At 70.0% G+C, this 26,040-nt stretch carries 22 protein-coding genes; 5 read left to right on the top strand and 17 right to left on the bottom strand.

Annotation, left to right across the window (positions count from 1 at the left end):
- Positions 1 to 6 precede the first annotated feature (6 nt).
- Both gnd and HEP73_RS03990 read right to left on the bottom strand, forming a co-directional pair.
- Complete coding sequence (gene gnd, locus HEP73_RS03995) at positions 7 to 948, bottom strand: phosphogluconate dehydrogenase (NAD(+)-dependent, decarboxylating) (RefSeq protein ID WP_185822202.1); 942 nt, start codon at positions 946 to 948, stop codon at positions 7 to 9.
- Between the two features lie 69 nt (positions 949 to 1,017).
- Complete coding sequence (locus HEP73_RS03990) at positions 1,018 to 2,331, bottom strand: hypothetical protein (RefSeq protein WP_185822201.1); 1,314 nt, start codon at positions 2,329 to 2,331, stop codon at positions 1,018 to 1,020.
- Positions 2,332 to 2,548: 217 nt separating this feature from the next.
- On the opposite strand from HEP73_RS03990, the gene HEP73_RS03985 reads away from it, so the two are divergent.
- Positions 2,549 to 3,436 carry a TIGR01777 family oxidoreductase gene (locus HEP73_RS03985; protein ID WP_185822200.1) on the top strand — a complete coding sequence of 296 codons (888 nt, stop codon included), beginning with the start codon at positions 2,549 to 2,551 and terminating at the stop codon, positions 3,434 to 3,436.
- Positions 3,437 to 3,703: 267 nt separating this feature from the next.
- Here HEP73_RS03985 and HEP73_RS03980 read toward each other — a convergent pair whose 3' ends face one another.
- The 6 genes from HEP73_RS03980 to HEP73_RS03955 all read right to left on the bottom strand — a co-directional run bounded on the left by HEP73_RS03980 (position 3,704) and on the right by HEP73_RS03955 (position 9,741).
- A complete protein-coding gene (locus HEP73_RS03980) occupies positions 3,704 to 4,072 on the bottom strand; it encodes a glycine zipper 2TM domain-containing protein (protein ID WP_179567333.1) in 369 nt (122 codons plus the stop codon).
- A gap of 142 nt (positions 4,073 to 4,214) precedes the next feature.
- Entirely contained in the window at positions 4,215 to 4,946 is a 732-nt protein-coding gene (locus tag HEP73_RS03975) for a DUF2242 domain-containing protein (protein ID WP_185822199.1), read from the bottom strand.
- Positions 4,947 to 5,024: 78 nt separating this feature from the next.
- Positions 5,025 to 6,089, bottom strand: coding sequence for a DNA methyltransferase (locus HEP73_RS03970; RefSeq protein ID WP_185822198.1), 1,065 nt, complete (start codon positions 6,087 to 6,089; stop codon positions 5,025 to 5,027).
- The gene (locus HEP73_RS03965; RefSeq protein WP_458309673.1) at positions 6,082 to 7,158 is read right to left on the bottom strand and encodes a hypothetical protein; all 1,077 of its coding nucleotides are present in this window, start codon (positions 7,156 to 7,158) and stop codon (positions 6,082 to 6,084) included. The genes HEP73_RS03970 and HEP73_RS03965 overlap by 8 nt, the downstream gene beginning before the upstream one ends.
- 38 nt (positions 7,159 to 7,196) lie before the next feature.
- Positions 7,197 to 8,621: a nicotinate phosphoribosyltransferase gene (locus tag HEP73_RS03960; RefSeq protein ID WP_185813860.1), complete on the bottom strand. Its 1,425-nt coding sequence runs from the start codon at positions 8,619 to 8,621 to the stop codon at positions 7,197 to 7,199.
- A gap of 64 nt (positions 8,622 to 8,685) precedes the next feature.
- The gene (locus HEP73_RS03955; RefSeq protein ID WP_185822196.1) at positions 8,686 to 9,741 is read right to left on the bottom strand and encodes a bifunctional nicotinamide-nucleotide adenylyltransferase/Nudix hydroxylase; all 1,056 of its coding nucleotides are present in this window, start codon (positions 9,739 to 9,741) and stop codon (positions 8,686 to 8,688) included.
- Between the two features lie 223 nt (positions 9,742 to 9,964).
- On the opposite strand from HEP73_RS03955, the gene HEP73_RS03950 reads away from it, so the two are divergent.
- A complete protein-coding gene (locus HEP73_RS03950; protein WP_185822195.1) occupies positions 9,965 to 10,963 on the top strand; it encodes a glycoside hydrolase family 53 protein in 999 nt (332 codons plus the stop codon).
- A 166-nt stretch (positions 10,964 to 11,129) separates the two neighbouring features.
- Positions 11,130 to 12,008 carry an endonuclease/exonuclease/phosphatase family protein gene (locus tag HEP73_RS03945; RefSeq protein WP_185822194.1) on the top strand — a complete coding sequence of 293 codons (879 nt, stop codon included), beginning with the start codon at positions 11,130 to 11,132 and terminating at the stop codon, positions 12,006 to 12,008.
- Between the two features lie 25 nt (positions 12,009 to 12,033).
- Here HEP73_RS03945 and HEP73_RS03940 read toward each other — a convergent pair whose 3' ends face one another.
- Complete coding sequence (locus tag HEP73_RS03940; protein ID WP_185822193.1) at positions 12,034 to 12,948, bottom strand: LysR substrate-binding domain-containing protein; 915 nt, start codon at positions 12,946 to 12,948, stop codon at positions 12,034 to 12,036.
- A gap of 85 nt (positions 12,949 to 13,033) precedes the next feature.
- On the opposite strand from HEP73_RS03940, the gene HEP73_RS03935 reads away from it, so the two are divergent.
- Positions 13,034 to 13,777, top strand: coding sequence for a sulfite exporter TauE/SafE family protein (locus HEP73_RS03935; protein ID WP_185822192.1), 744 nt, complete (start codon positions 13,034 to 13,036; stop codon positions 13,775 to 13,777).
- Positions 13,778 to 14,069: 292 nt separating this feature from the next.
- Here the strand turns inward: HEP73_RS03935 and HEP73_RS03930 are convergent, their stop codons facing one another.
- From HEP73_RS03930 to HEP73_RS03915, 4 genes are all read right to left on the bottom strand, one after another.
- Positions 14,070 to 16,247, bottom strand: coding sequence for a carboxy terminal-processing peptidase (locus HEP73_RS03930; protein WP_185822191.1), 2,178 nt, complete (start codon positions 16,245 to 16,247; stop codon positions 14,070 to 14,072).
- A 228-nt stretch (positions 16,248 to 16,475) separates the two neighbouring features.
- A complete protein-coding gene (lipA, locus tag HEP73_RS03925) occupies positions 16,476 to 17,489 on the bottom strand; it encodes a lipoyl synthase (protein ID WP_185822190.1) in 1,014 nt (337 codons plus the stop codon).
- 22 nt (positions 17,490 to 17,511) lie between these two features.
- Positions 17,512 to 18,114: a lipoyl(octanoyl) transferase LipB gene (gene lipB / locus HEP73_RS03920; RefSeq protein WP_255423761.1), complete on the bottom strand. Its 603-nt coding sequence runs from the start codon at positions 18,112 to 18,114 to the stop codon at positions 17,512 to 17,514.
- Positions 18,115 to 18,212: 98 nt separating this feature from the next.
- Positions 18,213 to 18,491 carry a DUF493 family protein gene (locus HEP73_RS03915; RefSeq protein ID WP_009606261.1) on the bottom strand — a complete coding sequence of 93 codons (279 nt, stop codon included), beginning with the start codon at positions 18,489 to 18,491 and terminating at the stop codon, positions 18,213 to 18,215.
- A 281-nt stretch (positions 18,492 to 18,772) separates the two neighbouring features.
- On the opposite strand from HEP73_RS03915, the gene HEP73_RS03910 reads away from it, so the two are divergent.
- Entirely contained in the window at positions 18,773 to 19,834 is a 1,062-nt protein-coding gene (locus tag HEP73_RS03910; protein WP_185822189.1) for a lipid A deacylase LpxR family protein, read from the top strand.
- A 106-nt stretch (positions 19,835 to 19,940) separates the two neighbouring features.
- Here the strand turns inward: HEP73_RS03910 and HEP73_RS03905 are convergent, their stop codons facing one another.
- The 4 genes from HEP73_RS03905 to HEP73_RS03890 form a co-directional block, all read right to left on the bottom strand.
- Positions 19,941 to 21,152 (bottom strand): D-alanyl-D-alanine carboxypeptidase family protein, encoded by a 1,212-nt coding sequence (locus HEP73_RS03905; RefSeq protein WP_185822188.1) that lies wholly within the window; start codon positions 21,150 to 21,152, stop codon positions 19,941 to 19,943.
- 193 nt (positions 21,153 to 21,345) lie between these two features.
- Positions 21,346 to 22,800 (bottom strand): septal ring lytic transglycosylase RlpA family protein, encoded by a 1,455-nt coding sequence (locus HEP73_RS03900; protein ID WP_185822187.1) that lies wholly within the window; start codon positions 22,798 to 22,800, stop codon positions 21,346 to 21,348.
- Positions 22,797 to 23,933 carry a lytic murein transglycosylase B gene (mltB, locus tag HEP73_RS03895; protein WP_185822186.1) on the bottom strand — a complete coding sequence of 379 codons (1,137 nt, stop codon included), beginning with the start codon at positions 23,931 to 23,933 and terminating at the stop codon, positions 22,797 to 22,799. Before mltB ends, HEP73_RS03900 begins: the two co-directional genes overlap by 4 nt.
- Positions 23,934 to 24,370: 437 nt before the next feature.
- Positions 24,371 to 25,705: a virulence factor family protein gene (locus HEP73_RS03890; protein ID WP_185822185.1), complete on the bottom strand. Its 1,335-nt coding sequence runs from the start codon at positions 25,703 to 25,705 to the stop codon at positions 24,371 to 24,373.
- Positions 25,706 to 26,040 lie beyond the last annotated feature (335 nt).

The following is a 26,040-nucleotide window of genomic DNA, read 5'->3' as shown; positions in this document are numbered from 1 at the left end:
CTGTGCTTACCCGGCCGCGGTCCCGGACGGCGGCACGGCCGGCGTTTCGTGCTTGATCGCGTGCCCGCCGAACTGGTTGCGCATCGCCGACAACAGCTTGTCGGTGAACGAATCGTCGTCGCGCGAGCGCAGCCGTTCCAGCAGCGACAAGGTGATCACCGGCGCGGGAACGTTGAGGTCGATCGCCTCGGCCACCGTCCAGCGGCCTTCGCCGGAATCTTCGACATAGGGCGCGATCCCGGCCAAGGTGGGGTTGTCGCCCAGCGCATCCGAGCACAGGTCCAGCAGCCACGAGCGCACCACGCTGCCCTGGCGCCAGACCTCGGCGATCTGGTGCAGGTCCAGTTCGAATTCCTGTTTGCGCGCCATCAACGCGAAGCCTTCGGCATAGGCCTGCATCATTCCGTACTCGATGCCGTTGTGGACCATCTTGGTGAAGTGGCCGGCACCGCTGGGACCGACCCGGCCCCAGCCGGCATCGGCGGCCGGCGCCAGGGTGGCGAACAGCGGGTTAAGCCGGCTCACGGCCGCTTCGTCGCCGCCGATCATCAGGCTGTAGCCTTCCTTCAGGCCCCACACGCCGCCGCTGGTGCCGCAATCGACGTAGGCGATGCCATGCGCGGCCAACTCGGCGGCACGGCGCATCGAATCCTTGTAGTACGAATTGCCGCCGTCCACGACCACGTCGCCTGCGGTCAGCAGCGGCAGCAAGGCGGCCAGGGTGTCGTCGACGATCTTGCCGGACGGCACCATCAGCCACACCGCGCGCGGCGCCGGCAATGCCGCGACCAGCGCCGCCATCGAGTCCGCCGTCTCCACGCCGCGCTGCTGCGCCGCGCTGCGCGCCGCCTCGCCCAGGTCGAAACCGACCACGCGATGGCCGCCACGCACCAGCCGCTCGGCCATGTTCGCGCCCATCCGGCCCAAGCCTACAAGTCCCAGTTCCATGCGTCTGTCCTAGCTCGAAGTGAGGAGCATTAGGGTCGCACGAAGCGGCGCCGGCGGCGTGACGCGCAGCTAAGGAACGCGTCCGGATGAAGCGCCCTGCGCCGCTCGCGCACAGTCCTGCAATTGCTGGTCGCGCCAGCGCCGGTACAAGGTGGTATGCAGGTTGTGCAGGGTCAGGTCGATCGCGAACGGCGTGCGCGGATTGCGGTCCAGCAGGCGTGCCACGTGGTAACCGATCGGCTTGGTGCCCTTGGGATGCACGTATACGTCGAAGCCCCGGTAGAACGGATCATCGAGCAGCGTGTCGATCTGTGCCAGGACACTGCGTTGCGCCGGCGACAGCGTCGCGCGCAGCGTGGGGTCGCGTTCGAACAGCAGTTTCTCGAAGCGCTCGCGGCCGGGTCCGCGCAGCGCCTGCGCCAGTTCCCAGATGCGCCGGTTGCTGGCGTCGTAATGGGCGAAGCCGCCATGCCGGCGCAACGCCGCCGCCGCGTCGGCGCTGACCGCCACGACCACGAAGTTCTCCGCCTGGTTGTTGATGTCGTCCAGGTAGCGTCGCTCGAACACATGGGCGATGAAACCGGGCGCGCCGAGGAAGGCGGCGCCGCCGCGTTGCGCGGTCTTGGCCGCCTTGCCGTCGGCGAGGAACTCGCCGGCATGCGCGCCGAGCAGGATGCTGTCGGTGTCGTGCAGGGTGAGGAAGGTGCCGATCGACAGCTCCCCGGCGCTGAACGCGCGATCGAAGCCGGCATCGCCGTACAGCTCGCGCTGCGTGGCGAGCTGCGCGATCTGCCGGCCGACGCCGCACTCCGAGCGCACGTGGCCGCTGTAGAACGCCTCGATCGCGCGTGCATTGCCCTGCGCCGGACGATAGCCGCGGCCGAAGCTGCGGAAGCGCTGCCAGCCCTGCCGGCGCGCACCGCCCGGGCCGAATCCGATCCAGCCCAGTTGCAGCGCGCTGAAGCGGTAGCCGGGGTTGTCCTGCAACCGCGTCACCGCGCGCTGGGTGGCCGCGCCGAGCAACAGGAAATAGCCGCACTGCGTGGCCGGCGTCTCCAGCAGCGCGCGCAGCGCGTCGCGCCGTTGCGCCGGACTCCACTGCGCCGGCAACGCCGCCTGCAGGTCGCCGTGGGCCTGTGCGTCTGCCAGCGAGCTGCGTTCGCAGGGCGCGCCCGGCAGCAGCCACGGCTGCGCGGCCGGCGTGCTGTCGATGCGCCAGCCGAGCTGGCGCAGCAGCGCGGCAAGACAATCGGCGCTAGCCTGGTCGGCCGGCTCGGGCGGCGCGGCAAGCGCGCCGCCGCTGGCCAGTGCCAGCGCCAGCAGCAGGCGCGCGGCGAAACGGCATCGGCGCGGCGCTGGCGGGTTCGGAATGCTGACGGTCATGGCACGAGCATGGCAGATGCGAAACAGGAAAGCGGCGGGATGCATAGCCGCGCAGCAGCGCGCACATGCGGGTGCGCAGCGTGACGCGCGCGCGGTGCACGCGCCGCGAAACCGTGCGCCACGGCGATACGCATGGCGGCCAGCGGCAGGCGTATTCACTCGGCTGCCATGCCGGCCGGCCCTACACTGCCGCTCCCCCGCTCGTGGAAGCCTCGTCATGCATGTGCTCGTCACCGGCGGCACCGGATTCATCGGCCGCGCACTGTGCCCCGCTCTGCTCCAGGCCGGACACCAGGTCAGCGTGCTCAGCCGCGACGCGGCGCGCGCCACGCGGGCGCTGCCCGGCGTGCAGGCGCTGCAAGACCTGCAGGGTGCAGCGCCGGCGCACGCGGTGATCAATCTCGCCGGCGAACCGCTCAGCGACGGCCGCTGGAACGAGACCCGCAAGCGCCGCTTCCGCACCTCGCGCATCGGCACCACCCGCGCGCTGCTCGACTGGATCGCGCAACTGGACCCGGCGCAGCGTCCCGCCTGCCTGCTATCCGGCTCGGCGATCGGCTACTACGGCGACCGCGGCAACGACCTGCTCGACGAGCGCAGTCCGGCCGGCGCGGACTTCGCCGCGCACCTGTGCCGCGACTGGGAAACCGAGGCGTTGCGCGCGCAGGCGCTGGGCGTGCGCACCAGCCTGGTCCGCACCGGCGTGGTGCTCGGCCGCGACGGCGGCGCGTTGTCGCGGATGCTGCCGCCGTTCCGGCTCGGCCTGGGCGGACGCATGGGCGACGGCCGGCAATGGATGAGCTGGATCCATCGCGACGATCATGTCGGCCTGCTGCTGTGGCTGCTGCAGCACGGCGGCGAAGGCGCCTACAACGCCACCGCCCCGACCCCGGTGACCAATGCCGATTTCGCCCAGCAGCTCGGCCAGGCGCTGCACCGGCCGGCGCTGCTGCCGGCACCGGCCGCGGCGCTGCGCCTGGCCTTCGGCGAGATGTCCGATCTGTTGCTGGGCAGCCAGCGGGTGTTGCCGACCCGCGCGCAGCAGGAAGGCTACGTGTTTCGCTACCCGGAGCTGGGGGCGGCGCTGAGTGCCATCGTCGGCTAAGGCCAGCAACGCCGCAGCCTGCCTCTGTAGGAGCGGCTTCAGCCGCGACAGGGCCTTGCCGGATGATGTCTGTCGCGGCTGAAGCCGCTCCTACAGAAAAAGCGTGACATGGCCTGGCAAGCGCCTGCGAGCCGCGCGGCGGCATCCACTGACCTGTCCACACAAGTGCGTGGTTGCAACAACGCAAAACGCCCCGGCGGATGCTATCCGCCGGGGCGTTTTTGCTTGCTTGCCAAGTGCGCCGCGATGGCCGATCGCGGCGTAGCCTCAGTAGCGCTTGCAGACCGTCTCGACGCGGCGGTTGCCGTTGGCCTGCTGGCGCTGGCCCTGGATGTAGCGCCCGGTGGCGCCGCCGGCGACCGCGCCGCCGACCGTCGCCAGCTTCTTGCCGTCGCCCTTGCCAATCTGGTTGCCGAGCAGGCCGCCGATCGCCGCGCCGGCCACAGTGCCGCCGATGCGGTTGGGGTCGGTGTTGTTCTTCTGCACCGCGACCTTCTTGCAGTGCACGCGGGTGCCGTCGTTGAAGCGGCGTCCGGCGTCTTCCGGCCCGTAATGGCGCTGCGCCTGCGCAAGCGGCGCGGCAGCAGTGGCGATCGCGAGGATGCTGAGACACACGGCGGATTTGAAAGTATTCATGCTGGTTGCTCCTGGGTGGCGGAGCCGATGCCTGTTACAGGCATCGCACTCCCGACGGCGCCACCTTTGCACCGCGATTGCGAATGAATCGTGAAGCGAAATGCCGCTATTCAGCTTCCGTAGCCGTGGATGAACGCACGCCTCAGCGCGGCGTGGTGCCGTCGTTGACCGCGGGCGCGGCAGCAGGCGCGGGCGTAGCTTCCGCCACCGGCGTCGGTGGCACTGCTGCGGGTGCAGGTGCCGGCGGCGCTGCTGCCGGCGGCGGCGTCGGTGCAGGCGCCGGTACCGCAGCGGCCGGCTCGGGCTTGGGCGCTGCCGCCGGCGGCGGCTCCGGCGGTGCGGCCGGCTTGGCCTTGGGCAGGTACTGCGCCATGAGTTCGAAGAAGCGCTTGTAGAAATCGCCGTCCTGCACCGTGCTGCTGGCCACGCGCACCAGCGAGTCGTCGCTGCTGCCGACCGGTAGCGACACCGAGCCGAGCACGCCGACGCCGACGCTGGCCGAGGTCGCGCTCTTCTTCAGCGCATAGCGGTCCTGCAGCGCGCTGACGAACACCCAGGACTCGTCCTGGCCGTGCGCCACGCACGACACGCGCAGCTCCAGCTGCTCGTGCGAATCCTGGTTGGGCTGGAAGTTCTTGGTGCCTTCGACCGCATCGGCGGTGGCCTTGGCGACCACATAGCCCTGGCTCAGCAGCGCGCGCCGCGCCGACTCGCAGGCCTGGCCCGGCTGTACCGGATAGCTGCGCGAATAGGTGTTGTCGGAGTTGAAGGTCTCCTTCACCAGGTTGTCCTGCTTGCGGGCGAAGCAGCCGCTCAGGCCGATCGCGACCAGCACGAGCGCAGGAAAGGCGAGGACGTTGGACGAAGCGGACATGGCCGTGGACCGAAAGGAAGGAACCGGCCAAGGATAGCCGCAAGCGTGTCGAGGCGGCCTTGATGCCGCCGCCAGCGCTCATCCCGCGGTTAGCGAGCCCGGCGCCGGCTGCAGCGACAGGTCCACCCGCAGCAGGCCGCCACCGCGGTCGCGGCGTTCGGCGCGCAGGTAGTGGTAGGCGTCGAGCAGCGCCAGGGTCGGCGGCGCGGCCAGCGGTTCGCCCCACAGACTGAGCGCGAAGCCGCGCGCACGCAGCCAGTCCAGCAGCCGTTGCAGGTGGCCGAGGTCGCGCGGCAGCAGCAGGTCCACGTCACCGGGCGGGCACGCGGCCGCGCCGGGGTCGGCGAGCCAGGCCGGATAGCTGCCGTACACGGCGTAGGCGAACCCATCCGCGCACAGTGCTGCCAGCAGCTGTGCGCTGCCCGGCAGGTCGATCGGTTCGCGCCGCTTCTGGAAGATCAGCGCGTACTCGTGGCTGCGGTCGCTGCGCGTGTCGCCGCGCGCCAGCGACTGCGCGGTTTCGCGGGGATAACACAGCACGCGTTCGGCGCAGGGCACGAACAGGCTGCCCAGCACCCGCGCCAGGTCCCAGGCCTGCGGCACGTACACGCCGCCGACCTCCACGTTCTCGACCATCGCGATGCAGAAGCCGTCGTCGCGCAGGCTGCGGCGCACCGCATGGAACACCGCGCGCAGCCCGCCCAGATACGCCGCGTAGTCGGGGCTGGCATACAGCTGGCCCGGTGCCGTCGCGCCAGGCCAGTCGCAACCGAAGTACGGCACGTTGGTCAGGCACAGATCGACCGGCGTCTCCAGCGCGAGCTGCGGCAGCGCGCCGACCCGCACTTGCGCGCGCAGTCCGAGCCGCTGCAGGCGCTCGCGCGCCAGCGCCGCGCGCCCGGCATCGATCTCCAGGCCCAGTCCGCGTCGGCCCTCCAGTTCGGCGGCGAGCAAGGTGCTGCCGAAGCCGCAGAACGGATCCAGCACGCAGGCGTCCGGCGCACTGAACTGGCGCACGAACGGGCGCATCTGGCTGACCCAGCCGCAATCGCGCGCGCCCAGCGGATCGCGCCGGCACAGGTCGTCGGGCAGCCGGTGTTCGGGCGGATCCGGCGGCGGCGTCCACCAACTGCGGCTATCCATGCCGGGCCTGCCACAACAGGTCGCGATCCGGCTGCCAGCCCGCGCACAGCCGGCCGTCGGCGAAGAACACCAGCTTGTAGATGTCGCCGCTGTCGTGGCGCGCCTGCATGGCGGCGTAGTCGGAGGTTTCGAACACCACCTCCATGCCGTCGGCGGTGGCCATGCGCAGGTTCCAGAAGTAATAGCCCTCGGTGATCTGCAGCGGCCGCAACGTGCGCCACCACGGCGTGGCCATGCACGCGGCCACGACCTGCTCCACGCCGACCCGCGCCTGCGCCAGATAGCGCTGGGTGCCGCCGGCGCGGTAGCCGTCGCCGAGCCGCGAGAACTCGCGGAAGATCACCGTGCCCGCGCCGCATTCGCGCGCCCAGCGCAGATAGCCGGCGACGCCATCGGCATCGGCGATGCCGCCGTGCTGCAGGATGCACACCAGGCGCAGCGGCAGCGCGGCGGCGATGCGCTGCGCGGTGGCGACGAACACCTGCGCATTGGCGATCTCCTCGCCGTCGCGGAAGCGCATGATCGCGTCGTTGCCGGCCTGCTGCGGGTGGTGCCGCGACAACTCCACCCACGACAGCCCGAAGCGTTGCAGCGCGTCCAGCAGCGCATCGCCGCGACCGCGGGCGAAGCCGGCGCCGTTGCTGTACAGCACGCGCTGCTCGACCAGCAATCCATCGCGCTCGGCCTCGGCCAATGTCTGCAGCAGCTGCAGGAACCAGGCTTCGTCGTCGGTCATTTCCAGCCCCGACAGCGAGTGCGACAGCGGCAGCCCGGACAGCTGCGCCAATCCCTGCCGCAGCATCGCGAAATAGTCCGGCGGTGGCCGCAGGCTGGCCGCGGCGGTACCGCCGGCCTGCGGGCGCAGCGTCTCCGAACAGAAGCGGCAGCGCGCCGAACAGGGCCGCACCGATGCGTACGGGGTGAAGGTCACCGGCTGCGCGACGCGATAGTCGCGCCCGCCGATGCGCTGCACGCGCCAGCGCGCGGCATCGGCGGCGGCCGGCACCCGCCATTCCAGGTGCGGCATGCCGGCGCGCAGTGCGGCGAACAGCGGCGAGGCGCCGCTCAGCGGCGGCGCGAACTCCATGCTGGCGTCCATGCCGGCACCTACAGGCGCGCGGCGTTCGCGCGCTCGCGCACCTGCGCCAGGCTCCAGTCGTGCAGCAGGCGGCCGTTTTCCCACACCGTGACCATCGCATCGTCGTAGCCGGCAGGCCGCGCCAGTTCGTCCAGCGACGCGGCCGAGGCCGGCACCGGCTCGGTGCGGTAGCCGCCGTATTCGCGATGGCGCAGCAGGCTCATGCGGCCGCGCTTGCTGAGCTTGCCCTTGTCGGTGACCGGATCCTTGTAGACGTCGATCCACTTGCCGTCCACGCGCGCGGCCGAGCACTTCAGCGCGAACTTCTGGGTGTCGCGGTCCAGCCGCTGCAGCAGCGCGCCGCCCATGCCGAAGGCGACGTTGTCGGTGGCGTAGCCGGCGCTGGTGACGCGTTCCAGGATCGCGCGGATGCTGGTCGGGTTGACCCCGTCGCCCTGGATCACGCGCACGTGGTTGAGCACCTTGTAGCCCTTGCCGTTGACGCTGTGGCCGAAGGCCTCGTCGAGCAGTTCCAGGCACTGGTGCACCACCGCGACCGGGTCGCCGGAATCGGGGCGGATCACCACGGTGGCGCCGGAGGCGATCACTTCCTCGCGCAGCGTGGTGCCCCAGTGTTCGCGGATCGCGTGGAAGATGTCGTAGCTGTCCGACACCACCGCGACGATGCCGCCGGGCTTGCCGAACTGGGTGAGCATGTTGCGGTACGCATCCACTTCGCGCTCGCGGCCCCAACTGGTGATGGTGCTGTGCTCGGCAGCCGGGATCGAATAGCCGGCCATCGGCTCGTGGTAGTGCGCGCGCGCCAGCAACAGCCCGGACACGGTATCGGTGCCGAGGAAGTTGACCAGGTGCGCGGCGCCGCCGATCGCCGCCGACTCCAGGCTGGACACGCCGCGCGCGCCGAAGTCGTGCAGCTTGAACGGCAACTGCCCTTCCGGATCGTCGCTGGTGCGCTCCAGGAACTGGCGCAGGGTCTGCTTGGCGTGCCAGCTGACCGTGGCCACGGTGACCGGATACCAGATGCGCAGCAGCAGCGTTTCCAGGTACGAAGGCACCCAGTAGGCCTGCGCGTCGGTGGACTCGATGGTCATCAGCGCGTTGTGGGTCGGCACCACGCTGCCCTCGGGCACGGCGCGGATGCGGATCGGCAACTGCCCGCCGAGGCGGTCGACGATGTCGCGCCAGCCGGCCTCGTTGAACGGCACGCCGTGCGCGGCGAACAGGTCGCGCGCCTCGTCGACGTCGGCATGGGTGATGGCGCGGCCCAGCGCCTCCTTCAGGATCGACTGCAGACCGAAGAACACGGTGCGGTCGTAGACGCCGCCGCGCGATTCCACGTAGAAGAACGTGGCATCGGTGCCGGCCGGATATTGCAGCCAGTGGCTGGCCTTGTAGCTGTCGGTGTTGAGCAGCAGGTTGTTCAGGCATTGCATGACGGGAAGCTCCTTCGCGTCGGGGGAAGGCCAGCGGTCTGTCCGCCGGCCGAGAAAGCCGCGGTCAACCGCGGCCCAGGAAGAATTCGAGCAGGTGCAGGTGGTCTTCGAACAGTTTCGGGCCCATGCCCAGCACTTCGCTGACCGGAATCCAGCGCGCCTTGTCGGCATCGTCGCCACCGCGCACCTCGGGCAGTTCGCCGAAGGTGAATTCGAAGTGGAAGGCATGGGTGATGGTGCGCCCGCGCAGGCTGCGCTCGGGATGGTCGAACACGTGGCGGTTCTTCAGCGAGCCCTTCAGCACCGGCACCGGGATCTTCAGCCGGGTTTCCTCGCGCAACTCGCGCAGGCAGGCATCGAAGATGCTCTCGTGCTGGCCGACGAAGCCGCCCGGCAGCGCCCACAGGCCCTTGCCCGGCGCGGCGCGGCGTCGCACCAGCAATACGTGGCCCGAATGCACCACCACCGCGTCGGCGGTGACGAAGGTCGGCGGATACGGCGCCTCCTTCCAGGCCGCGCGGTACTGCTCGATGAACTGGTACTCGGCCAGCAGTTCCGCATACGACGGCGAGTTCTTGCGGAACGCCTCGAGCATGTCGAACACCGGCGCCGGCACGTTGCCGCGCAGCATCAGCAGCGCGCCGTGGAAATCGATGCTGCCGGCCTCGAACAGGTAGCGGCGCAGTTCGGTCGCCGACAGGGTTTCGGTGTGCTGCACGTCGACCAGCGGCCACTGCGGAAACTCGCGCAGGTAATAGCTGCTGGCGTCCTTGTCCATGCCGACCAGGCCGATGCGCGCCTCGGCGCCGCCGCCATCGGCACGCACCGCCTCGGCCACCGCCGACTGCACCGCGGCGATCCATTGGCTCTCGTTGTACAGGTGATCGCGCAAGGGGCGCAGGATCAGGCGCTCGCCGGCGCCCTCGAGCGCGGCCTGGATCATGACGCTGCGTTCGGCCACCGTCCACGGATTGCGGATGGTGCGCGGGGTCTCGGCCGAGCCGATCAGGAAGATGAGTTTCTGCGCACGCGCCAGGGCGTGGCGGGCAACGGCAGCGTGGCCGTTATGGAAGGGCTCGAAGCGCCCGATGAACACCAGGTAGTCGTATTCCATGAGCATCCCTCACGGTGATTGGAGTCGCCGCGGGTCTGTCCCTTGGCGTGGCGCAAATGCTACGCCGATGGGCGAAGGCGTCAAGTGCCGCGCGCGAGGCGCCGCTGTCGCCAGGCGTAGACACCCTGCGCCGCAGCGCGCGCGCCGCGCGCGATCGCGCTAGCCTCGCGCACGCCACGGCCAGCGCCGCAGGCGTCGCTTACCGGCACTCCATCATCGCGAGGAACCCATGAACGGATCGAGCAAGAGCATGTGCACGTGGCTGGCGCTGTTGCTGCTGGCCTGCCTGTGCGCGCCGGCAGCGGCGCAGAGTTTCGCCAAGGGCGCGGACGTGAGCTGGATCGACCAGCAGGAAAGCAGCGGCCGCGTGTTCCACAACGCCGCAGGCGCGAACGCCGATTTCTTCGCGTTGCTGAAGGGCAGCGGCGTCAACGCGGTGCGCTTGCGCGTCTGGGTCAATCCCAAGGACGGCTGGTGCGATGGCGCCGACGTGCTGAACATGGCCAAGCGGGCAAAGGCGCAGGGCATGCAGATCATGATCGACTTCCACTACAGCGACAGCTGGGCCGATCCCGGACAGCAGACCAAGCCGGCGGCGTGGAGCGGCGATGCGTTCTCCAAACTGGTCACCGACGTCTACGCGCACACCAGCGGCATCCTGTCGTACCTGAAGTCCAACGGCATCAGCGTGAGTTGGGTGCAGGTCGGCAACGAGATCAACAGCGGCATGCTGTGGCCGGATGGCAAGACTCCGAACTTCGGCAATCTCGCGCAGCTGATCAACAGCGGTTACAACGCCAGCAAGTCGGTGTTTCCCAACGCCAAGGTGGTCGTGCATCTGGCCAACGGCTACGACAACGCGACCTTCCGCTGGTTCTTCGACGGCCTCAAGTCCGCCGGCGGCAAGTGGGACGTGGTCGGCATGTCGCACTATCCCTCGAGCAGCGGCTGGCAAAGCGCGAACACGCAGATCGCCAGCAACATGCGCGACATGGTCGCACGCTACGGCGCGGACGTGATCGTCAGCGAAGTGGGCATGGACTGGCAGCAGGACGCGGCGACCCGCGCGATGCTGGCCGACCTGGTCGCCAAGACCCGCGCGGTCGGTGCGCATGGACTGGGCGTGTTCTATTGGGAGCCGGATGCGTATCCGGGCTGGCAGGGCTATACCAAGGGCGCGGTGAACAATAACGGGCAGCTCACCCAGGCGCTGTCGGCGTTCCAATAACGCACGCGGCGCCTGTCGCGCCGCTGCGCGCCGGGCGGGTTTCGCCGCGTGGTGTGCGCCAATGTGAGCGTCGTGGCGTTGCGTGCGCGACGCAGTCCGCGACTGGATGGCGGTCACATCGGCATGCCACCATTGGCGCGATCCCACCGCCGTCAGACTTGTCGCCATGTCCAAATTCTCGTTGTCACCGCGTTCGCTTGGGTTGCTGCTGTTGCTCGCGCTGGGCGCAGTGTTCGCCACGGCGCAGGCACGCGCGCCAGCGCACGACGCGCCAGCCACGCTCAAGGTGATGAGCTTCAACGTGCGCGTGCCGGTCGATACCGACGGCGACAAGCGTTGGGAGATCCGCCGCAGCGCGATGGCGGCGCTGATCCGCGCGCAGCATCCCGACGTATTCGGCACCCAGGAGCTGGTCAAGCTGCAGGCCGACTACCTGGCCGCGCAACTGCCCGACTACCGCTGGTTCGGGCGCAGCCGCGACGGCAGCGAGGACGGCGAGCGCATGGGCGTGTTCTACGACAGCCGCCGCCTGAAGCTGGTGGAATCGGGCGATTTCTGGCTGTCAGACACCCCGACGGTGGTCGGCAGCATCAGTTGGGGCCACCCGCTGCCGCGGATGGTGAACTGGGGGCTGTTCGAACGCATCGCCGACGGCCGTCGCTTCTACCTGTTCGACACCCACCTGCCGTACCGCGACGAAGACGAGGCCGCGCGCGCCAAGGGCGCCGCGCTGATCCTCGCGCGCGTGCAGGCCTTGCCGGCCGACGTGCCGGTGGTGATCACCGGCGACTTCAACACCGCGCCGGATTCGCCCACCTACCGCACGCTGGTGCCTGCGCTGGCCGACACGCGCAAGCAGGCGCCGCACGCGCAGGGACCGGAGGCGACGTTCCACGATTTCACCGGCCATCCCGACCGGCGCATCGACTGGATCCTGTCGCGCGGATTGCGCGCCACCCACTTCGCCACGCTCGATGCGCGGCCGCAGGGACATTGGCCGTCGGACCACTTCCCGGTGGAAGCCGAGTTCGCCTGGCCGCAGTGAGGTGCATCGACTGCGCGCGGGGACCTCATCCCGCGCCGGTAGTCGCTGCAGCGTCGGCGTGCGCGCACAGCCAGTCCAGCATCTGACGCACCGCCGGCGCCGGCGCCGGTGCGGGCCGCCACACGATCGACAACTGCCGCGCCGCCCACGGCTCCTGCAATGGCACCGCGACCAGCTGTTCGCGCACGCTGACCCGGGCCAGCGCGGCCTGCGGCAGGATCGCCACGCCGGCACCGCGTGCCAGCATCCGGCACAGCGGCTCGATGCCGTGCACGTGGGCGCGGATGCGCAGCTGGCCGCCTGCGCGCGCGGCCTGCGTGCGCAGGTGCCGCTGCAGCGCGCTGTCGTCGGCCAGGCCGAGGAATTCCGCCTGCCATAGCTGCGTCAGGCGCAGCTGCGGCGCGCGCGCCAGCGGATGCGTGACCGCCGCCACCAGCACCAGCCGATCCTGGCGGAATGCCTGCGCGTGCAGGCCGGACAGGTCGGCGTGGTCGGCGATCACCGCCAGGTCGGCACGCTCCTCGCGCACCGCATCGGCCGCAGCAGTGCTGCCCTGTTCGCGCAAGGCCAGGTCGATGCGCGGATGCGCGACCAGGAACTCGGCCAGCAGTTCGGGCAGCCATTCGTACAGCGCCGCGGTATTGGCCAGCAGCCGCACCGTGGCCTGGTTGGCGCCGGTGTGCTCCCCCAGTTCGGCGCGCATCGCCTCGGCCTGGCGCAGCAGCTGCCGTGCGTGCCGCAACAGCGCGGCGCCGGCCGCGGTCAGGCTCACGCCGCGGCGGCCGCGCGCGAACAGCGCCGCACCGGCCTGCAGTTCCAGCGCGCGGATGCGCGCGCTGGCCGCGGCCAACGACAACGCCGCGCGGTCGGCACCGGCGGTGATGCTGCCGGCCTCGGCCACCGCCACGAACAGCCGCAAGTCGATGAAATCCAGGTGCATCGCCGTTCCAGCCTTCGTCGTTGCCGAAGTCTGCCTGAAGCAATCGCGCATTGTCCGACGCCGCGGCACCGCCGATGCTGCAGACATGCAATCGCTCATCCCGCATCTGCTGCCGATCGCCGCGGTGTTCTGCCTGGCCGGCTTCGTCAAGGGCGTGGCCGGGACCGGCCTGCCAACGGTCGCCATGGGCTTGCTAGGGCTGTGGCTGGCGCCGCCCGAAGCGGCCGCGCTGCTGGTGCTGCCGTCGCTGCTGACCAATCTGCAGCAGGCCTGGGGCAAGGGCGCGGCGCCGCTGCTGCGGCGGCTGTGGCCGCTGCTGCTCACGATCGCGATCGGCACCTGGCTCAGCGCCGGCATCCTGATCGGCGCCGATCCGGCGCTGGCGCGCGGCGGACTCGGCGCCTTGCTGGCGCTGTACGCGCTGCTCGGCCTGAGCCGCTGGCAGGGCCGGCTGCCACCGCGGCACGAGCCCTGGGCAGGCCCGGCGGCCGGGTTGGCGACCGGCCTGCTGACCGGCGCCACCGGCGTGTTCGTGCTGCCGTCGTTGCCCTATCTGGTCGCGCTGGGCCTGCCGCGGGATACGCTGATGCGCGCATTGGGTTACTGCTTCTTCACCGCCACGCTGGCGCTGGCCATTGCCCTGACCTGGCACGGCGCGTTCGCGCGTGGCGCGCTCGGCCCTTCGTTGCTGGCGCTGCTGCCGACCGCGCTGGGCATGTGGCTGGGTGCGCGCCTGCGCCAGCGGATTTCCGCCGAAGCGTTCCGGCGGGTGTTCTTCCTGACCTTGCTGGCGTTGGGTGTGCATCAGCTGTGGCAGGCGCTGAGTTAGCGCAGTTTTCGATCCAGTTGATGCGCACCTGTAGGAGCGGCTTCAGCCGCGACCGAGTGTTACCGGTAACGCACGGTCGCGGCTGAAGCCGCTCCTACAGAGAGCCTGTCAGGCTGGTGCCCGAGGCGAACCCTGCAGTGCGATCGTCGGTACCGTGACTGGCTGCTCTGCCACAGCGTTCGGCACCAGCCGCGCAGAACGCAAGCGCGCGCGGCCACGCAGACGCCCAACGAAAAACGCGCCATCGCTGGGCGATGGCGCGTTCGTGTTCGCGCGGCGATGAAGTGCGGGCTCAGTCGGCCCAGCGCCCCGGGCCGGTGGACTGCGGCAGCACCTGCACCGACAGCGGGTGGTCCTTTTCCAGCAGGTTCAGCGCGTCGGCCAGGATCGAGGCCGACTCGCGCAGCAGCGGATCCGGGCGCTTGTCGACCAGCTTCTCGCGCGCGGCATCCTTGATGATGTCGCGCTCGTTGCCGGTCAGGCCGTCGTCGCTGCTGTCGTCGGCGAGCGGATCCAGCGGCAGCCCGAGCTGCTTGCGCATCTCCTGGCGCTGCTTGCGCTGCACGTCCTGCTTCTCGCGCTCGGCGCGGCGCTCGGCCTCGTTGAGCACCACGTACTTCTTCGCCGCCTCGGTGCGGAACTGCTGCACGTCCTCTTCCCACCACTGGAATTCCTTGTCGCTGGCGATGCGGCTGGCATGCAGCGTCTCCAGCTTCGGCAGCAGCGGCGCGAAGTTGCCGTACTGGGTGTGTGGCACCGCGGCGATGCGGGTCCACGGCAAGGCGTTGGGATAGGTGCTCTCGCCGAACTCGGTGGCATCGACGCTGGCCGGGAACGCGATGTCCGGCACCACGCCCTTGTGCTGGGTGCTGCTGCCGCTGACCCGGAAGAACTGGGCGATGGTCAGCTTGACCTGGCCGAAGCGGTCGGTCTCGTTGGCCGGCCAGCGGTCCAGGTCGACGATATTCTGCACCGTGCCCTTGCCGAAGCTGGTCTCGCCGATGATCAGGCCGCGGCCGTAATCCTGGATGGCGCCGGCGAAGATCTCCGAGGCCGAGGCCGAACCGCGGTTGATCAGCACCGCCAGCGGGCCGTCCCAGGCCACGGCGGGGTTGTCGTCGCTGTTGACGGTGACCCGGCCGCCGGATTCGCGCACCTGCACCACCGGGCCCTGCTCGATGAACAGGCCGGTCAGTTCGATCGCCTCGTCCAGCGAGCCGCCGCCGTTGTTGCGCAGGTCAAGCACCACGCCATTGACCTTGTCGGTCTTGAAGCCGGCCAGCAGCTTGGCCACGTCGCGGGTCGCCGAGGCGTAGTCGCTGGCGTTGCGGCGGCGGCCTTCGAAGTCCTGGTAGAACGCCGGCAGCTTGATCACGCCAACGCGACGCGCCGGTTCGCCGTCCTTCGCCGGCAGGGTGATGGTCTCGCCCTTGGCGGCCTGTTCGGCCAGGCGCACCTTCTGCCGGGTCAGCAGCAGCTGGCGGTGCTTGCCGTCCACGCCAGCCTCGGCCGGAATGTACTCAAGACGTACCTGGGTGTCCTTGTCGCCGCGGATCTTGGCCACCACGTCGTCGATGCGCCAGCCGATCACGTCCTCGACCTGGCCGGACTTGCCCTGGCCGACGCCGACGATCCGGTCGCCTGGCTTCAGCGTGCCGTCCACCGCGGCCGGGCCGCCGGGGATGACCTCGCGGATCACCACCATGTCGTCCTGCTTCTGCAACTGCGCGCCGATGCCTTCCAGCGACAGCGACATCTGCTGGTTGAAGTTCTCGGCGGTGCGCGGGGTGAAGTAGTCGGTGTGCGGATCGACGGTGTTGGTGTAGGCATTCATGAAGAACTGGAACACGTCCTCGCTCTTCAGTTCCTTCACCGAGTCGGCGAGGTTGGCGTAGCGCTTGTCCAGGGTCTTGCGGATGTCCTCGGGCTTCTTGCCGGCGAGCTTGAGCCGCAGCCAGTCGTTCATCACCGACTTGCGCCACAGCTCGTCCAGCTCCTGGTTGTCCTTGGGCCACGGCACGTCCTTGCGGTCGTACTCGAACTTCTCGCTGCCGTTGAAATCGAAGTCCTGCTTGAGCAGCTTGCGCGCGTAGCCGATGCGCTCGTCCACGCGCTGCCGGTACACGGCGAACACCTGGAACGCCGGCTCCAGCTGGCCGGCGGCGATATTGCTGCCGAGATTGGCCTGGAACGCGGCGAACTTGTCCACGTCGGCCTGGGTGAAGAACTGCTTGCTGCCGTCCAGCGTCTCCAGGTACTTCTTGAAGACTTCCTTCGAGGTCGCCTCGTCGAGCGCGCGCGGCCGGTAGGCGTAGCGGCTGTCGGAGAGCAGCCCGTACACCAGCTTGGCGGTGGTGGACTGGTCGGCGGTCGAGGCCGCCGGCAGCGCGGGCGCGTCGGTGCGGGCGAACAGCGCCAGCGGCGTGGTCAGCGCGAACGCCAGCAGGAAGACGGAAGCTTTGAATTTCATCTACGTACTCTCGGCACGAGGCCGTCAGGGGGGCTGCAGATCGCGTGAGACAACACGACAGTGCCGCAAGTTGCAGGCCGTGTCACCTGTTCCTGAATCAGACTAGCCGGGGGCCGGTAGCGAAGTGTGAATGGCGCCGGTGCAGGCGCTGCGGGCGCCGGCACGGCGGGCGTCCTGGACGCTCGCCAGGACGCGGCGGCCGCGCCGCAACGGTGCCGCTGGGCGAACTCAGGCGGCGACGCCGGCGCCGGCAGCCTGCCGATCGGCGTGGTAGGACGAGCGCACCATCGGCCCGGAGGCGACGTGGCTGAAGCCCAGCGCATTGCCGTACTCCTCCAGCGCCTTGTACTCGTCCGGCGTCCAGTAGCGCATCACCGGGTGGTGGTGCGCGGTCGGCTGCAGGTACTGGCCGATGGTGACCATGTCCACGTCGTGCGCGCGCAGGTCGCGCAGCGTGGCCTGCACCTGCTCCATGGTCTCGCCCAGGCCGAGCATGATCCCGGACTTGGTGGCGATCGACGGGTGCTGTGCCTTGAACTTCTGCAGCAAGGTCAGCGACCACTGGTAGTCGGCGCCGGGACGCACGTTCGGGTACAGGTCCGGCACGGTCTCGATGTTGTGGTTGAACACGTCCGGCGGATTGGTCGCCAGGATCTCCAGCGCGCGGTCCATGCGGCCCTTGCCGCGGAAGTCCGGGGTCAGGATCTCGACGCGGGTGGCCGGCGCGGCGGCGCGGATCGCGCCGATGCAATCGGCGAAGTGCTGGGCGCCGCCGTCGCGCAGGTCGTCGCGGTCGACGCTGGTCACCACCACGTAGCGCAGGCCCATGTCGGCCACGGTCTGCGCCAGGCTGGCCGGCTCGCCGGCGTCCGGCGGCTTGGGCCGGCCGTGGGCGACGTCGCAGAACGAGCAGCGGCGGGTGCAGACCTCGCCCAGGATCATGAAGGTGGCGGTGCCGTGGCTGAAGCACTCGTGGATGTTCGGGCAGCTGGCTTCCTCGCAGACCGTGACCAGGCGGTTCTCGCGCAGCTTGGCCTTGAGCGTCTGCACCGCGTTGCCGGACGGGATCCGTACCCGGATCCACGACGGCTTGCGCAGCACAGGCGCGTCGGCGAACTGCACCGGCGAGCGGTTGATCTTGTCCCCGCCCAGTTGCTTGACGCCGGCCTGCAGCGGCGCGGACGCGGGCGCGCTGTCGGAGAGGACCTGCAAGGGGATGCTGCGTGCGCTGGGCTGGGTCATGGCGTCGTCGGCGGGCAGGCGGTCAGGCCGCGTGCGTGAGCGTGAGGTCGGGCAAGGCGTCGAGCGGCTGCAGGGTCAGCCCGAACTGGCGTGCCAGTTGGGCCAGCAGCACCGGTTTGACGGCCTGCATGCCGGAGGGACCGCCCAAGTCTAGCACCGAGGTCACCTGCAGGCCCTGGTAGCCGCAGGGGTTGATGCGGTGGAACGGCTCCAGATCCATCGCCACGTTGAACGACAGGCCGTGGAAGGTGCAGCCGCGGCGCACGCGGATACCGAGCGCGGCGACCTTGGCTGCGCCAACGTAGACGCCGGGCGCGCCATCGCGGCGCTGGCCGAGGATGTTCCATTCGTCCAGCGTGTCGATGAGGGCCTGCTCGATCCGGCACACGTAGTCGCGCACGCCGATCTTCAGCCGGCGCAGGTCCAGCAGCGGGTACACCACCAACTGGCCGGGGCCGTGGTAGGTGACCTGGCCACCGCGGTCCACGTGCAGCACCGGGATCTCGCCCGGCGCCAGCACGTGCTCGGGCTTGCCGGCCTGGCCGAGGGTGAACACCGGTTCGTGCTCGACCACCCACAGCTCGTTGGCGCTGGTTTCCTCGCGCGCATCGGTGAAGCGCTGCATCGCCCGCCACACCGGCTCGTAGGGCTGGCGGCCGAGATCGCGGACCCGGCACGGCGGCAGTGCCTGCGTCGGCTCCGGCGGCAGTACCGCGGCGCCGGCTACAGCGTCCACTTCACTTCCGGATGCTCGCGCAGCGCCAGGTGCGCGGCGTCGTACTGGGCGCGGTCGGCGGCGCGGAAGGCGATCCGCACCGACACGTATTTGCCGTTGGACGAATGCTTCCAGCTGATGCGCTCTTCCAGTACGTCCACGCCGGCCTGGGCGAGCAGGCGCGGCAGTTCGGTCTCCAGCCCGGTGTTGGCGGTGCCCATCGCGCTGAGCTCGAAGACGCCGGGGAACTGGAAGCCGTGATCGGGGTTGTCCGAGGTGATATCCATGGCTGCATTATCGGGCCGGCGCCGGGCAAACCCAAGGCCGCGGCGCGCCGGCAGGCCGCTTGTACGGGCGCTGGCGGCAGCCGCGCCGCGTCAGCATGTGGGCGCGGTTGGCAAGCGATGCCAATAGGACGAAGCGATACGGCCACGCGGCTTTCGCGCGAACGCCGGCGCGGCCTATGCTCGACCCGGCATCTTCATGAATGCAGGCTTCACGGGACGCGCGCATCCGGCCCGCTAGCGTCGGTGTACCCATTCCCCTCCTTCCTCCAGGGACGTCGCCCATGCCGTCATCGCGCCTGCCTCTCGCCTTCGCCGTCGTGCTCGCCATCGCTTCATTGCCCGCTGCCGCCGCCACCGACCGGTGCGCCGGCAGCGCACTGGAAGACACCCCGCCGACGGTGAACTTTCGCGTCGACAACGACCTGTTCGGCGGTGCCGGCCAGGACCAGGGCTACACCAACGGCTTCGGCATGACCCTGGTGTCGCCGAACCTGGTCGACTTCACCGACGACCCCTGCCTGCCGCGGCTGGCGCGGGCGGTCAACCGCTACCTGGAGCGCCTGCACCCGGGCGAGTTCGAGCAGCAGAACATGGTCTTCAGTTTCGGCCAGGCCATCTTCACCCCGACCGACAAGACCCGCCGCGACCTGATCAGGGACGACCGCCCCTACGCCGCCGTGCTGGCGGTGAACTTCGGCTACAACGCGCGCAATGGCGACCGCCTGCGCACCACCCAGTTGTTGCTGGGCATGGTCGGCCCGTCGGCGCAGGGCAAGCAGGTGCAGGACGCGGTGCACGACGCGCTCGGCGACGAGAAATTCCTCGGCTGGGACAACCAGTTGCACGACGAACCGGTGTTCCGCCTGGTGCACGAACGCATGCGCCGCTGGCCCGGCGACGCGACGGTCAACGCCGACGGCTGGGGCTGGGACGCGATCAGCCACTGGGGCGGCGCGCTCGGCACCCTGCAGACCCACGCCAACGCCGGCGGCGAAGTGCGCTTCGGCTGGAAACTGCCCGACGATTTCGGCAGCTCGCCGTTGCGCCCGGCCGGCGAGAACACCGCCCCGCCCCGCTACGGCATGGGCCGCGGCTGGTCCGCCCATCTGTTCCTGACCAGCGACGCGAGCTGGGTGCTGCGCGACATCACCCTGGACGGCAACACCTTCCGCGACAGCCACAGCGTGAAGAAGCGTCCCTTCGTCGGCGAGGCCGGGTTCGGCCTGGCGGTGATGCGCGGCAAGTGGAAGTTCGCGCTGGCGCGCTACTGGAGCACCCGCGAATTCGACCTGCAGAAACAGACGCCGGTGTTCGGCAGTTTCACGATCAGTCGGCGGCTGTGAAGAGCCGGGATTCGGGATTGGAAACCGCTCGCGGCTTCAGCGAATCCCCAATCCCCCAATCCCGAATCCCGAAAAAAAAGCCGGCGTAAGCCGGCTTTTTTTCAACTCACTCGGCTTCCCACCACATCCAGAAGCTGTCCCACAGACGCTTGAAGAAGCCGGCCTCGTCGACCGCCTTCAGTGCCACCAGCGGCGCTTGCGCGATCACCTTGCCGTCCAGCGAGACCTTCACCGTGCCGATCGCCTGGCCCTGCTTGATCGGCGCTTCCAGGGTCTTGGGCACGTCGATCGACGGCTTCAGTTCGTTGTAGCGGCCGCGCGGCACGCCGACCAGCAGCGGCTGCGCCACGCCCAGCAGCACTTCCTTCTCGGTGCCCTTCCACACGCGCTGCTGCGCAACCTGCTTGCCCGGCTCGTACAGGCGGTGGGTCTCGAAGAAACGGAAGCCCCAGTTCAGCAGCGCCAGGCTGTCCTCGGCGCGCTGCTTCTCGGAGCTGTCGCCCATCACCACTGCGACCAGGCGCTGGTCGCCGCGCTGCGCCGAGCTGAGCAGGCAGTAGCCGGCCTCGGAGGTGTGCCCGGTCTTGATGCCGTCCACGCTGGGGTCGCGCCACAGCAGCAGGTTGCGGTTCTGCTGGGTGATGTCGCCGACCTTGAACTCCTTGATCTTGTTGTAGGCGTAGGTTTCCGGATAGTCGCGCACCATCGCCCGGCCCAGCAGCGCCAGATCGTAGGCGGTGGTGTAGTGGCCTTCGGCGGACAGGCCGTGGGCGTTGACGAAGTGCGAGCCGGTCATGCCGAGCTTGGCCGCGTAGTTGTTCATCAGCGACGCGAAGGCTTCCTCGCTGCCGGCGGCGTGTTCGGCCAGCGCGATCGCCGCGTCGTTGCCGGACTGGATCGCCATGCCCTTTTCCATGTCCTCCAGGCGCGCGGTCTGATTGACCGGGAAGCCGCTGTAGCTGCCGTCGGTGCCGGCGCCGCCCTCGCGCCAGGCGCGCTCGCTGAGCATGACCTGGTCGTCGCGCTTGATCTTGCCCAGCTTCAGTTCGGCGGCGATCACGTAGGAGGTCATCACCTTGGTGATGCTGGCCGGAGCCACCCGCGCATGCTCGTTCTCGCCGGCCAGCACCTGGCCGGTGGCGTAGTCCATCAACACCCAGGACTTGGACACGGCCGGCTTGGGCGCCGGCGGAATCGCCACGGCGGCGGGCGCGGTGGCGGCGGCGGCAGGCGATGCCGGCACCGGGCCGGGGGTCTGCGCGGAAACCAGGCCGACGGCGAAGGTGGCCATGGCGGCGACGGCAAAGCGGAATTTCATCTAAAACGACTCCTGGCGGGCCCGAGGGCCGATGGTAAACGAGGCATTGTAGGGCCAGCCGGCGCCCGCCCAGGCGCCACGGCGGCGCAGGCGGGAGGCGGCGTTAAGCCATCGGCGCGGGAGCGGCACGCGAACCTGGCGACGGCTGGCGCGCGGTGGCGGCAGCGTCAGGCGTGCGGGTTCGCCGCGCGCTTCAGTCCTTGACGATCTGCGGACGCCCGAAGCCGAGGCCGGCGATGCGGCTGGCCAGCTCGGTGGCGCGGCCATGGTCCTCGGCGGCGACCCGCAGCCGCCACAAGGTGCGCCCACCGGACACGATGTCGCTGACGCTGGCGCCGACGATGCCGGCCGAGGCCAGCTGCGACAGCGCGCGGTTGGCGTTCTCGCGGCTGGCGAAACTGGCTACCTGCAGCAAGATGCCGAGCGGGCCGCGCGCCGCGGCGTTGTCGACGGCCGCGCGGGTCGCCGACACGGCAGGCGCCGGTGCCGGTGCCGCGACGGTGGTCGCGGTGGGCGTCGGCGCGGCGGCAACGGTGGCGCGTCGCGGCGGCGCCTGCGTGGCGGCCACGGCCGCATCGACCTTGGCCGGCTTGCCGGTCGCCACGCGCACGCCGCGCGATTTCATCCAGTCGTCGAAATGGTCGGCATTGGCCGCGGTATCGGCATCGGCCAGCACCCGGTAGCGCCAGCGCTCGCCTTCCGGCAAAGCGGCCGCCGCCGCGCTCGCGCTGGCGGCACTGGGCGCGGCAGTGGTGCTGGACGCGGCAGCGCTGCGCGCCGGCACGCTGGCCGCGGCGACGACAGTGGCCGGCTTGGCCGGCAAGGCCTTGACCAGGTTGTCCATGTCGGTGGCGCGGCGCGCCGCCGCGGTCTGCGCGGCGCTGCCCGCCCCGGCCGCGCTGGCCAGCGCGGTGCCGGTCGCGACCTGCTTGCCGGTCCGCCGCGACGCGAGCAGGTTGCCGTTGTCGGCCGGGGTCAGCCCGCGCACTTCGACCCGACCGGTGCCCTTGCCGGTGATGCCGAGCTTGACCGCCGCCGCGTAACTCAGGTCGATGACCCGGTCGTCGTGGAACGGGCCGCGGTCGTTGACCCGCACCACCACCGATTCGCCGTTGTCCAGGTTGGTGACCAGGGCGAAGCTGGGCAGCGGCAGGGTCTTGTGCGCGGCGGTGAACGCGTACATGTCGTAGACCTCGCGATTGGAGGTCAGCCGGCCATGGAACTTGCTGCCGTAGTACGAGGCGGTACCGCGTTCGACGTAGCTGTGCGGGTCGTCGATGATCTTGTATTCGCGGCCCAGCACCATGTACGGCGAGCGGTTGCCGACCGCCGAGCGCGGCTCGTTGGTGACCAGCGGCTCGGGGATGCAGGCCACGTTGGGCACGTAGTCCGGGGTGCTGTCGCTGACCCCCGGCGCGTACAGGCCGCCAGCAGTGTAGTTGCCGCGCGTGGACGGGTCTTCCTTGGCCGGTGCGTACGGCGAGGTGGACGGGCAGCCGGTGGCGACATGCGCCGGGCCGCGGCCTTCCACCCTGACCCCGGGCGCGGCGGCGCCGCCAGCGGCGGTCTTCTTCGGGACGCTGCTGCAGGCGGCCAGCGCCAGCAGGGCGACGACGGGGACGATCCGGAGCAGCGCGTTCGGGTTCATGCCGGGGGTAACTCCTTGCCGGCGATGGCCTGGGACAGTTGGTACACGGCCATCGCGTACATCTTGGAAATGTTGTAACGGGTGATCGCGTAGTAGTTCTGGAAGCCGAGCCAGTACTGCTTGCCGGCACTGCCGTCGAGCGTGATCGGGGTGGCGGTGGCGCCGGCCGGGACCGGCGCGGCCGGCTGGTAGCCGCGCGCGGCCAGGTCGGCCAGCGTGTAGCTCGGGGTCCAGTCGGTCGGATTGAGTTCCTCGGCACCGGGACGCAGCGTGGCCGGCACCGCGACCACGCCGTCGCGCACCCAGCCGCCCTTCTTGACGAAGTAGTTGGCGATCGAGGAGAACATGTCGTCGTAGTCGGTGAACAGGTTGCGCTTGCCGTCGCCATCGCCGTCCACCGCGAACTGGCGGTAGCTGGACGGCATGAACTGGCCCAGGCCCATCGCGCCGGCGTAGCTGCCGATCAGGGTGGCGATGTCCAGGTTCTCTTCGCGGCCGAGCGCGAACAGCTGGCCAAGTTCGTCGCGGAAGAACAGCTCGCGGCGCACTTCGCGCTCGAGCTTGGCCGGGTCGCCGCTGCGCGGATAGCGGAACGCCAGCGTGTACAGCGCGTCGAGCACGCGGTAGCTGCCGGCATTCTTGCCGTAGCTGGTCTCCACGCCGATGATCGCCACGATGATCTCCGGCGGCACGCCGGTGCGTGCCTGCACCCGCATCAGTTCTTCGCGGTGCGTGGCCAGGAACGCGCGGCCGCCGTCGATGCGCGCCTGGCTGATGAACATCGGCCGGTATTCGTTCCACGGCTTGACCCGCTCGGCCGGGCGCGACATCGCGGCCACGATCGCATCCTTGAACTGCGCCTGCGCCAGCGTCGCCTCGATCTGCGCCGGGTCCAGGCCGTACTTGGCGGCGGTGTCGCGGACGAAGTTGGCGCGCGCTATCTCGAACGGCACCGGCGTCAGGTCGACCGGCGGCGCGGGCACCGCCTCGGGCGCCGTGCCGGCCGGCAGCGGCGGGCGCGGCGCGGTCTGCGGCAGCGCATTGGCCTGCGGCGGCGGCGGCGGAGCCTTGGGCTGGGTCGCGCAAGCGACCAGACCAAGCGTCATCAGGCAAATCAGCGAGCGTCGAATCATGGCGGCAGGTTAACAGAGTCCAGATGAATTTCCACCAATAACGCCATGAAACAAAAGAACTTTGCCGCGAGTCAAGTGCGCCTGGCGTATTCATGCTGGGGAGCGCGGCGATGCCCGTGGGTCACGGCATCGGCATCGGCGCCACCGCCGGCCTTGCGGCGCAAACGCAAGGGCCGCCGGTGGTTGCCCACCGACGGCCCCGGGTGCCGCGTGGCGGCGATGCTCAGAACGGCGCGTCGATCTCCACCGCGTCGATCAGCTGGTGGTTGACGAACTCCTTGATGCCCAGCCCGATCAGCTCGGCGCCGTAGCCGGAGCGGCGCACGTCGCCGAACGGCAGGTCGGCGGCCGTGCGCGCCTGGCCGGGCGCTGCGGATGCTTAGAACGTCCCCCGTTCCGACATCGGCAGCGCCAAGCCACCGAGGCAGCGGACATCGCTATTGCAGCGCTCCGGGTGGGGTACGCAGCGGAGCGGGTTGCACCGTGCCTGCGCGAGGATGCCCGGCATCCAGTGCCGCGACAGGTTGGCGTGCGTCCTCCGCGAGCTGCTGCCAGCGCGCGTCCACGATCGTCGCCAATCCGGCCGGGTGCTGGTCGAAATGGTGGCCGCCGTGCAGCGCGACGACTTTCGCGCCGCTGTCGCGCAGTTCCGGACACACCGTGTCCTTTTCCTTGTCGCCATAAACGCACAGCAGCTGCGACGGCGCGATGCGCGCGATTTCCGGCAACACCGGCTTGGCGTCGTTGGCATCGCCCAGGTCGAACCAGTTGCGCACACGGATCTGGAAATCGGCCTTGTGGTCCACACCGAACAAGGCCAGCAGGCCGACCTGCGCGCGCTGCGCCGGCGGCAGCCGGTTGTACATGAACGGCATCGCGGTGGCGCCGAAGGAATAGCCCACCAGCAGGATGCGCTGCGGGTGCCAGCGCTGCTGGTAGTGGGCGATGACCCGCGCCAGGTCGGCGCTGGCCTGCGCCGGCGGCTTGTCGCGCCAGAAGTAGCGCAGGCTGTCCCAGCCGACCACCGCGATGCCGCGCTGCTGCAGGGCCTCGGCCATGCCCTTATCGATATCGCGCCAGCCGCCGTCGCCGGACAGCACGATCGCCAGCGGCGCGCCGGGCACGCGCACCGGCAGTTCGGTCAACGGCAGATCGTCGAGCGCGCCGCCGCTGCCCGGCGCGTGCAGGTGCGCGGCCACGCGCGCGGCCAGCGCCGTCTCCGGCGCCGCGCCCAGCGGTGCCGCCGCGAGATCGACGAAACCTTGCGCGCTGTTGGCTTGCGCGGTGCCGGCGCAGACCTCGGTCGGCGCCGGCGCGATGCCGATCGCGCCACCCAGGGTCGCCGCCGGCGCGGCGCCGACGATGCGCTCGGCCAGGGTTGCGCTGGTGCCGGTGCCGGCCAGCATCGGCAGGAAATAGCGATCGCCGTGCAGGTCGCGCTGCAGGTGCCGGCTCAACTGCTCGGCATCGTGCCAGGCATGCCCGCAGCCGCTGCCGCCGCGCTGCAGGCGCATCAGGTAACGATCGCCGTCGACCGTCGCGACCACCGCGCCGGTCGCGGCGATGCGCGCTGCCGCCGCCTGGCGCTGCGCGCGGTTGCCGCTGGCGAACAGGATCACCACGCCCCGCGGCGGGCCGGCCGGCTGGGTCAGCGCGACCCGGCCGTAGCCGTGGCTGTGCATGGCGCCCTTGGGAAAGTAGTAGCGGATCAGCGCATAGCCGCTCAGGCCCAGCACGACACTCAGCAGCAACAGGAATCGCAGGAATTTCATCGACACACATCCATGTCGGCACAGCCGAGCGGACAGGAACCACGGGAAAGACGCGAGGAGGACAGGCGCGGACGGACGCAGAAGAACGACACGGGACATGCCCGGATCGACGATGCGCTGCGTTGGCTCCCTCGATGGACGCGGGCCGGCTGGGCGGCGTCGACGCCGCGCATGGCTCACCCGGAACAGATCCTGCGCTCGTGGCGGGCCGGCTCCAGCGGCGCCGCGACGTGGCATCGACGCGAATTGTGCGCAGCGCCGACATACGCCGCAATCGTTTGCCACATCACCGCATGCTTGCGGTTAAGCCTGCGCGCGCCGGCTTGCCGCGGCGG

The organism is Xanthomonas sp. GW, assembly GCF_014236815.1.
GTDB lineage: Bacteria > Pseudomonadota > Gammaproteobacteria > Xanthomonadales > Xanthomonadaceae > Xanthomonas_A.
This window is presented reverse-complemented; position numbering and strand designations above follow the sequence as displayed.

What these genes read in the sequence shown, in the direction of transcription:
- HEP73_RS03935 (WP_185822192.1), top strand. Translation starts at nt 13,034, where the DNA reads ATGCAATCGCTCATCCCGCATCTGCTGCCGATCGCCGCGGTGTTCTGC.
- gnd (WP_185822202.1), bottom strand. Translation starts at nt 948, where the DNA reads ATGGAACTGGGACTTGTAGGCTTGGGCCGGATGGGCGCGAACATGGCC.
- HEP73_RS03910 (WP_185822189.1), top strand. Translation starts at nt 18,773, where the DNA reads ATGCCGTCATCGCGCCTGCCTCTCGCCTTCGCCGTCGTGCTCGCCATC.
- HEP73_RS03945 (WP_185822194.1), top strand. Translation starts at nt 11,130, where the DNA reads ATGTCCAAATTCTCGTTGTCACCGCGTTCGCTTGGGTTGCTGCTGTTG.
- HEP73_RS03980 (WP_179567333.1), bottom strand. Translation starts at nt 4,072, where the DNA reads ATGAATACTTTCAAATCCGCCGTGTGTCTCAGCATCCTCGCGATCGCC.
- mltB (WP_185822186.1), bottom strand. Translation starts at nt 23,933, where the DNA reads ATGATTCGACGCTCGCTGATTTGCCTGATGACGCTTGGTCTGGTCGCT.
- HEP73_RS03990 (WP_185822201.1), bottom strand. Translation starts at nt 2,331, where the DNA reads ATGACCGTCAGCATTCCGAACCCGCCAGCGCCGCGCCGATGCCGTTTC.
- HEP73_RS03905 (WP_185822188.1), bottom strand. Translation starts at nt 21,152, where the DNA reads ATGAAATTCCGCTTTGCCGTCGCCGCCATGGCCACCTTCGCCGTCGGC.
- HEP73_RS03950 (WP_185822195.1), top strand. Translation starts at nt 9,965, where the DNA reads ATGAACGGATCGAGCAAGAGCATGTGCACGTGGCTGGCGCTGTTGCTG.
- HEP73_RS03940 (WP_185822193.1), bottom strand. Translation starts at nt 12,948, where the DNA reads ATGCACCTGGATTTCATCGACTTGCGGCTGTTCGTGGCGGTGGCCGAG.
- HEP73_RS03955 (WP_185822196.1), bottom strand. Translation starts at nt 9,741, where the DNA reads ATGCTCATGGAATACGACTACCTGGTGTTCATCGGGCGCTTCGAGCCC.
- lipA (WP_185822190.1), bottom strand. Translation starts at nt 17,489, where the DNA reads ATGACCCAGCCCAGCGCACGCAGCATCCCCTTGCAGGTCCTCTCCGAC.
- lipB (WP_255423761.1), bottom strand. Translation starts at nt 18,114, where the DNA reads ATGCAGCGCTTCACCGATGCGCGCGAGGAAACCAGCGCCAACGAGCTG.
- HEP73_RS03970 (WP_185822198.1), bottom strand. Translation starts at nt 6,089, where the DNA reads ATGGATAGCCGCAGTTGGTGGACGCCGCCGCCGGATCCGCCCGAACAC.
- HEP73_RS03890 (WP_185822185.1), bottom strand. Translation starts at nt 25,705, where the DNA reads ATGAAATTCCTGCGATTCCTGTTGCTGCTGAGTGTCGTGCTGGGCCTG.
- HEP73_RS03985 (WP_185822200.1), top strand. Translation starts at nt 2,549, where the DNA reads ATGCATGTGCTCGTCACCGGCGGCACCGGATTCATCGGCCGCGCACTG.
- HEP73_RS03930 (WP_185822191.1), bottom strand. Translation starts at nt 16,247, where the DNA reads ATGAAATTCAAAGCTTCCGTCTTCCTGCTGGCGTTCGCGCTGACCACG.
- HEP73_RS03975 (WP_185822199.1), bottom strand. Translation starts at nt 4,946, where the DNA reads ATGTCCGCTTCGTCCAACGTCCTCGCCTTTCCTGCGCTCGTGCTGGTC.
- HEP73_RS03915 (WP_009606261.1), bottom strand. Translation starts at nt 18,491, where the DNA reads ATGGATATCACCTCGGACAACCCCGATCACGGCTTCCAGTTCCCCGGC.
- HEP73_RS03960 (WP_185813860.1), bottom strand. Translation starts at nt 8,621, where the DNA reads ATGCAATGCCTGAACAACCTGCTGCTCAACACCGACAGCTACAAGGCC.
- HEP73_RS03900 (WP_185822187.1), bottom strand. Translation starts at nt 22,800, where the DNA reads ATGAACCCGAACGCGCTGCTCCGGATCGTCCCCGTCGTCGCCCTGCTG.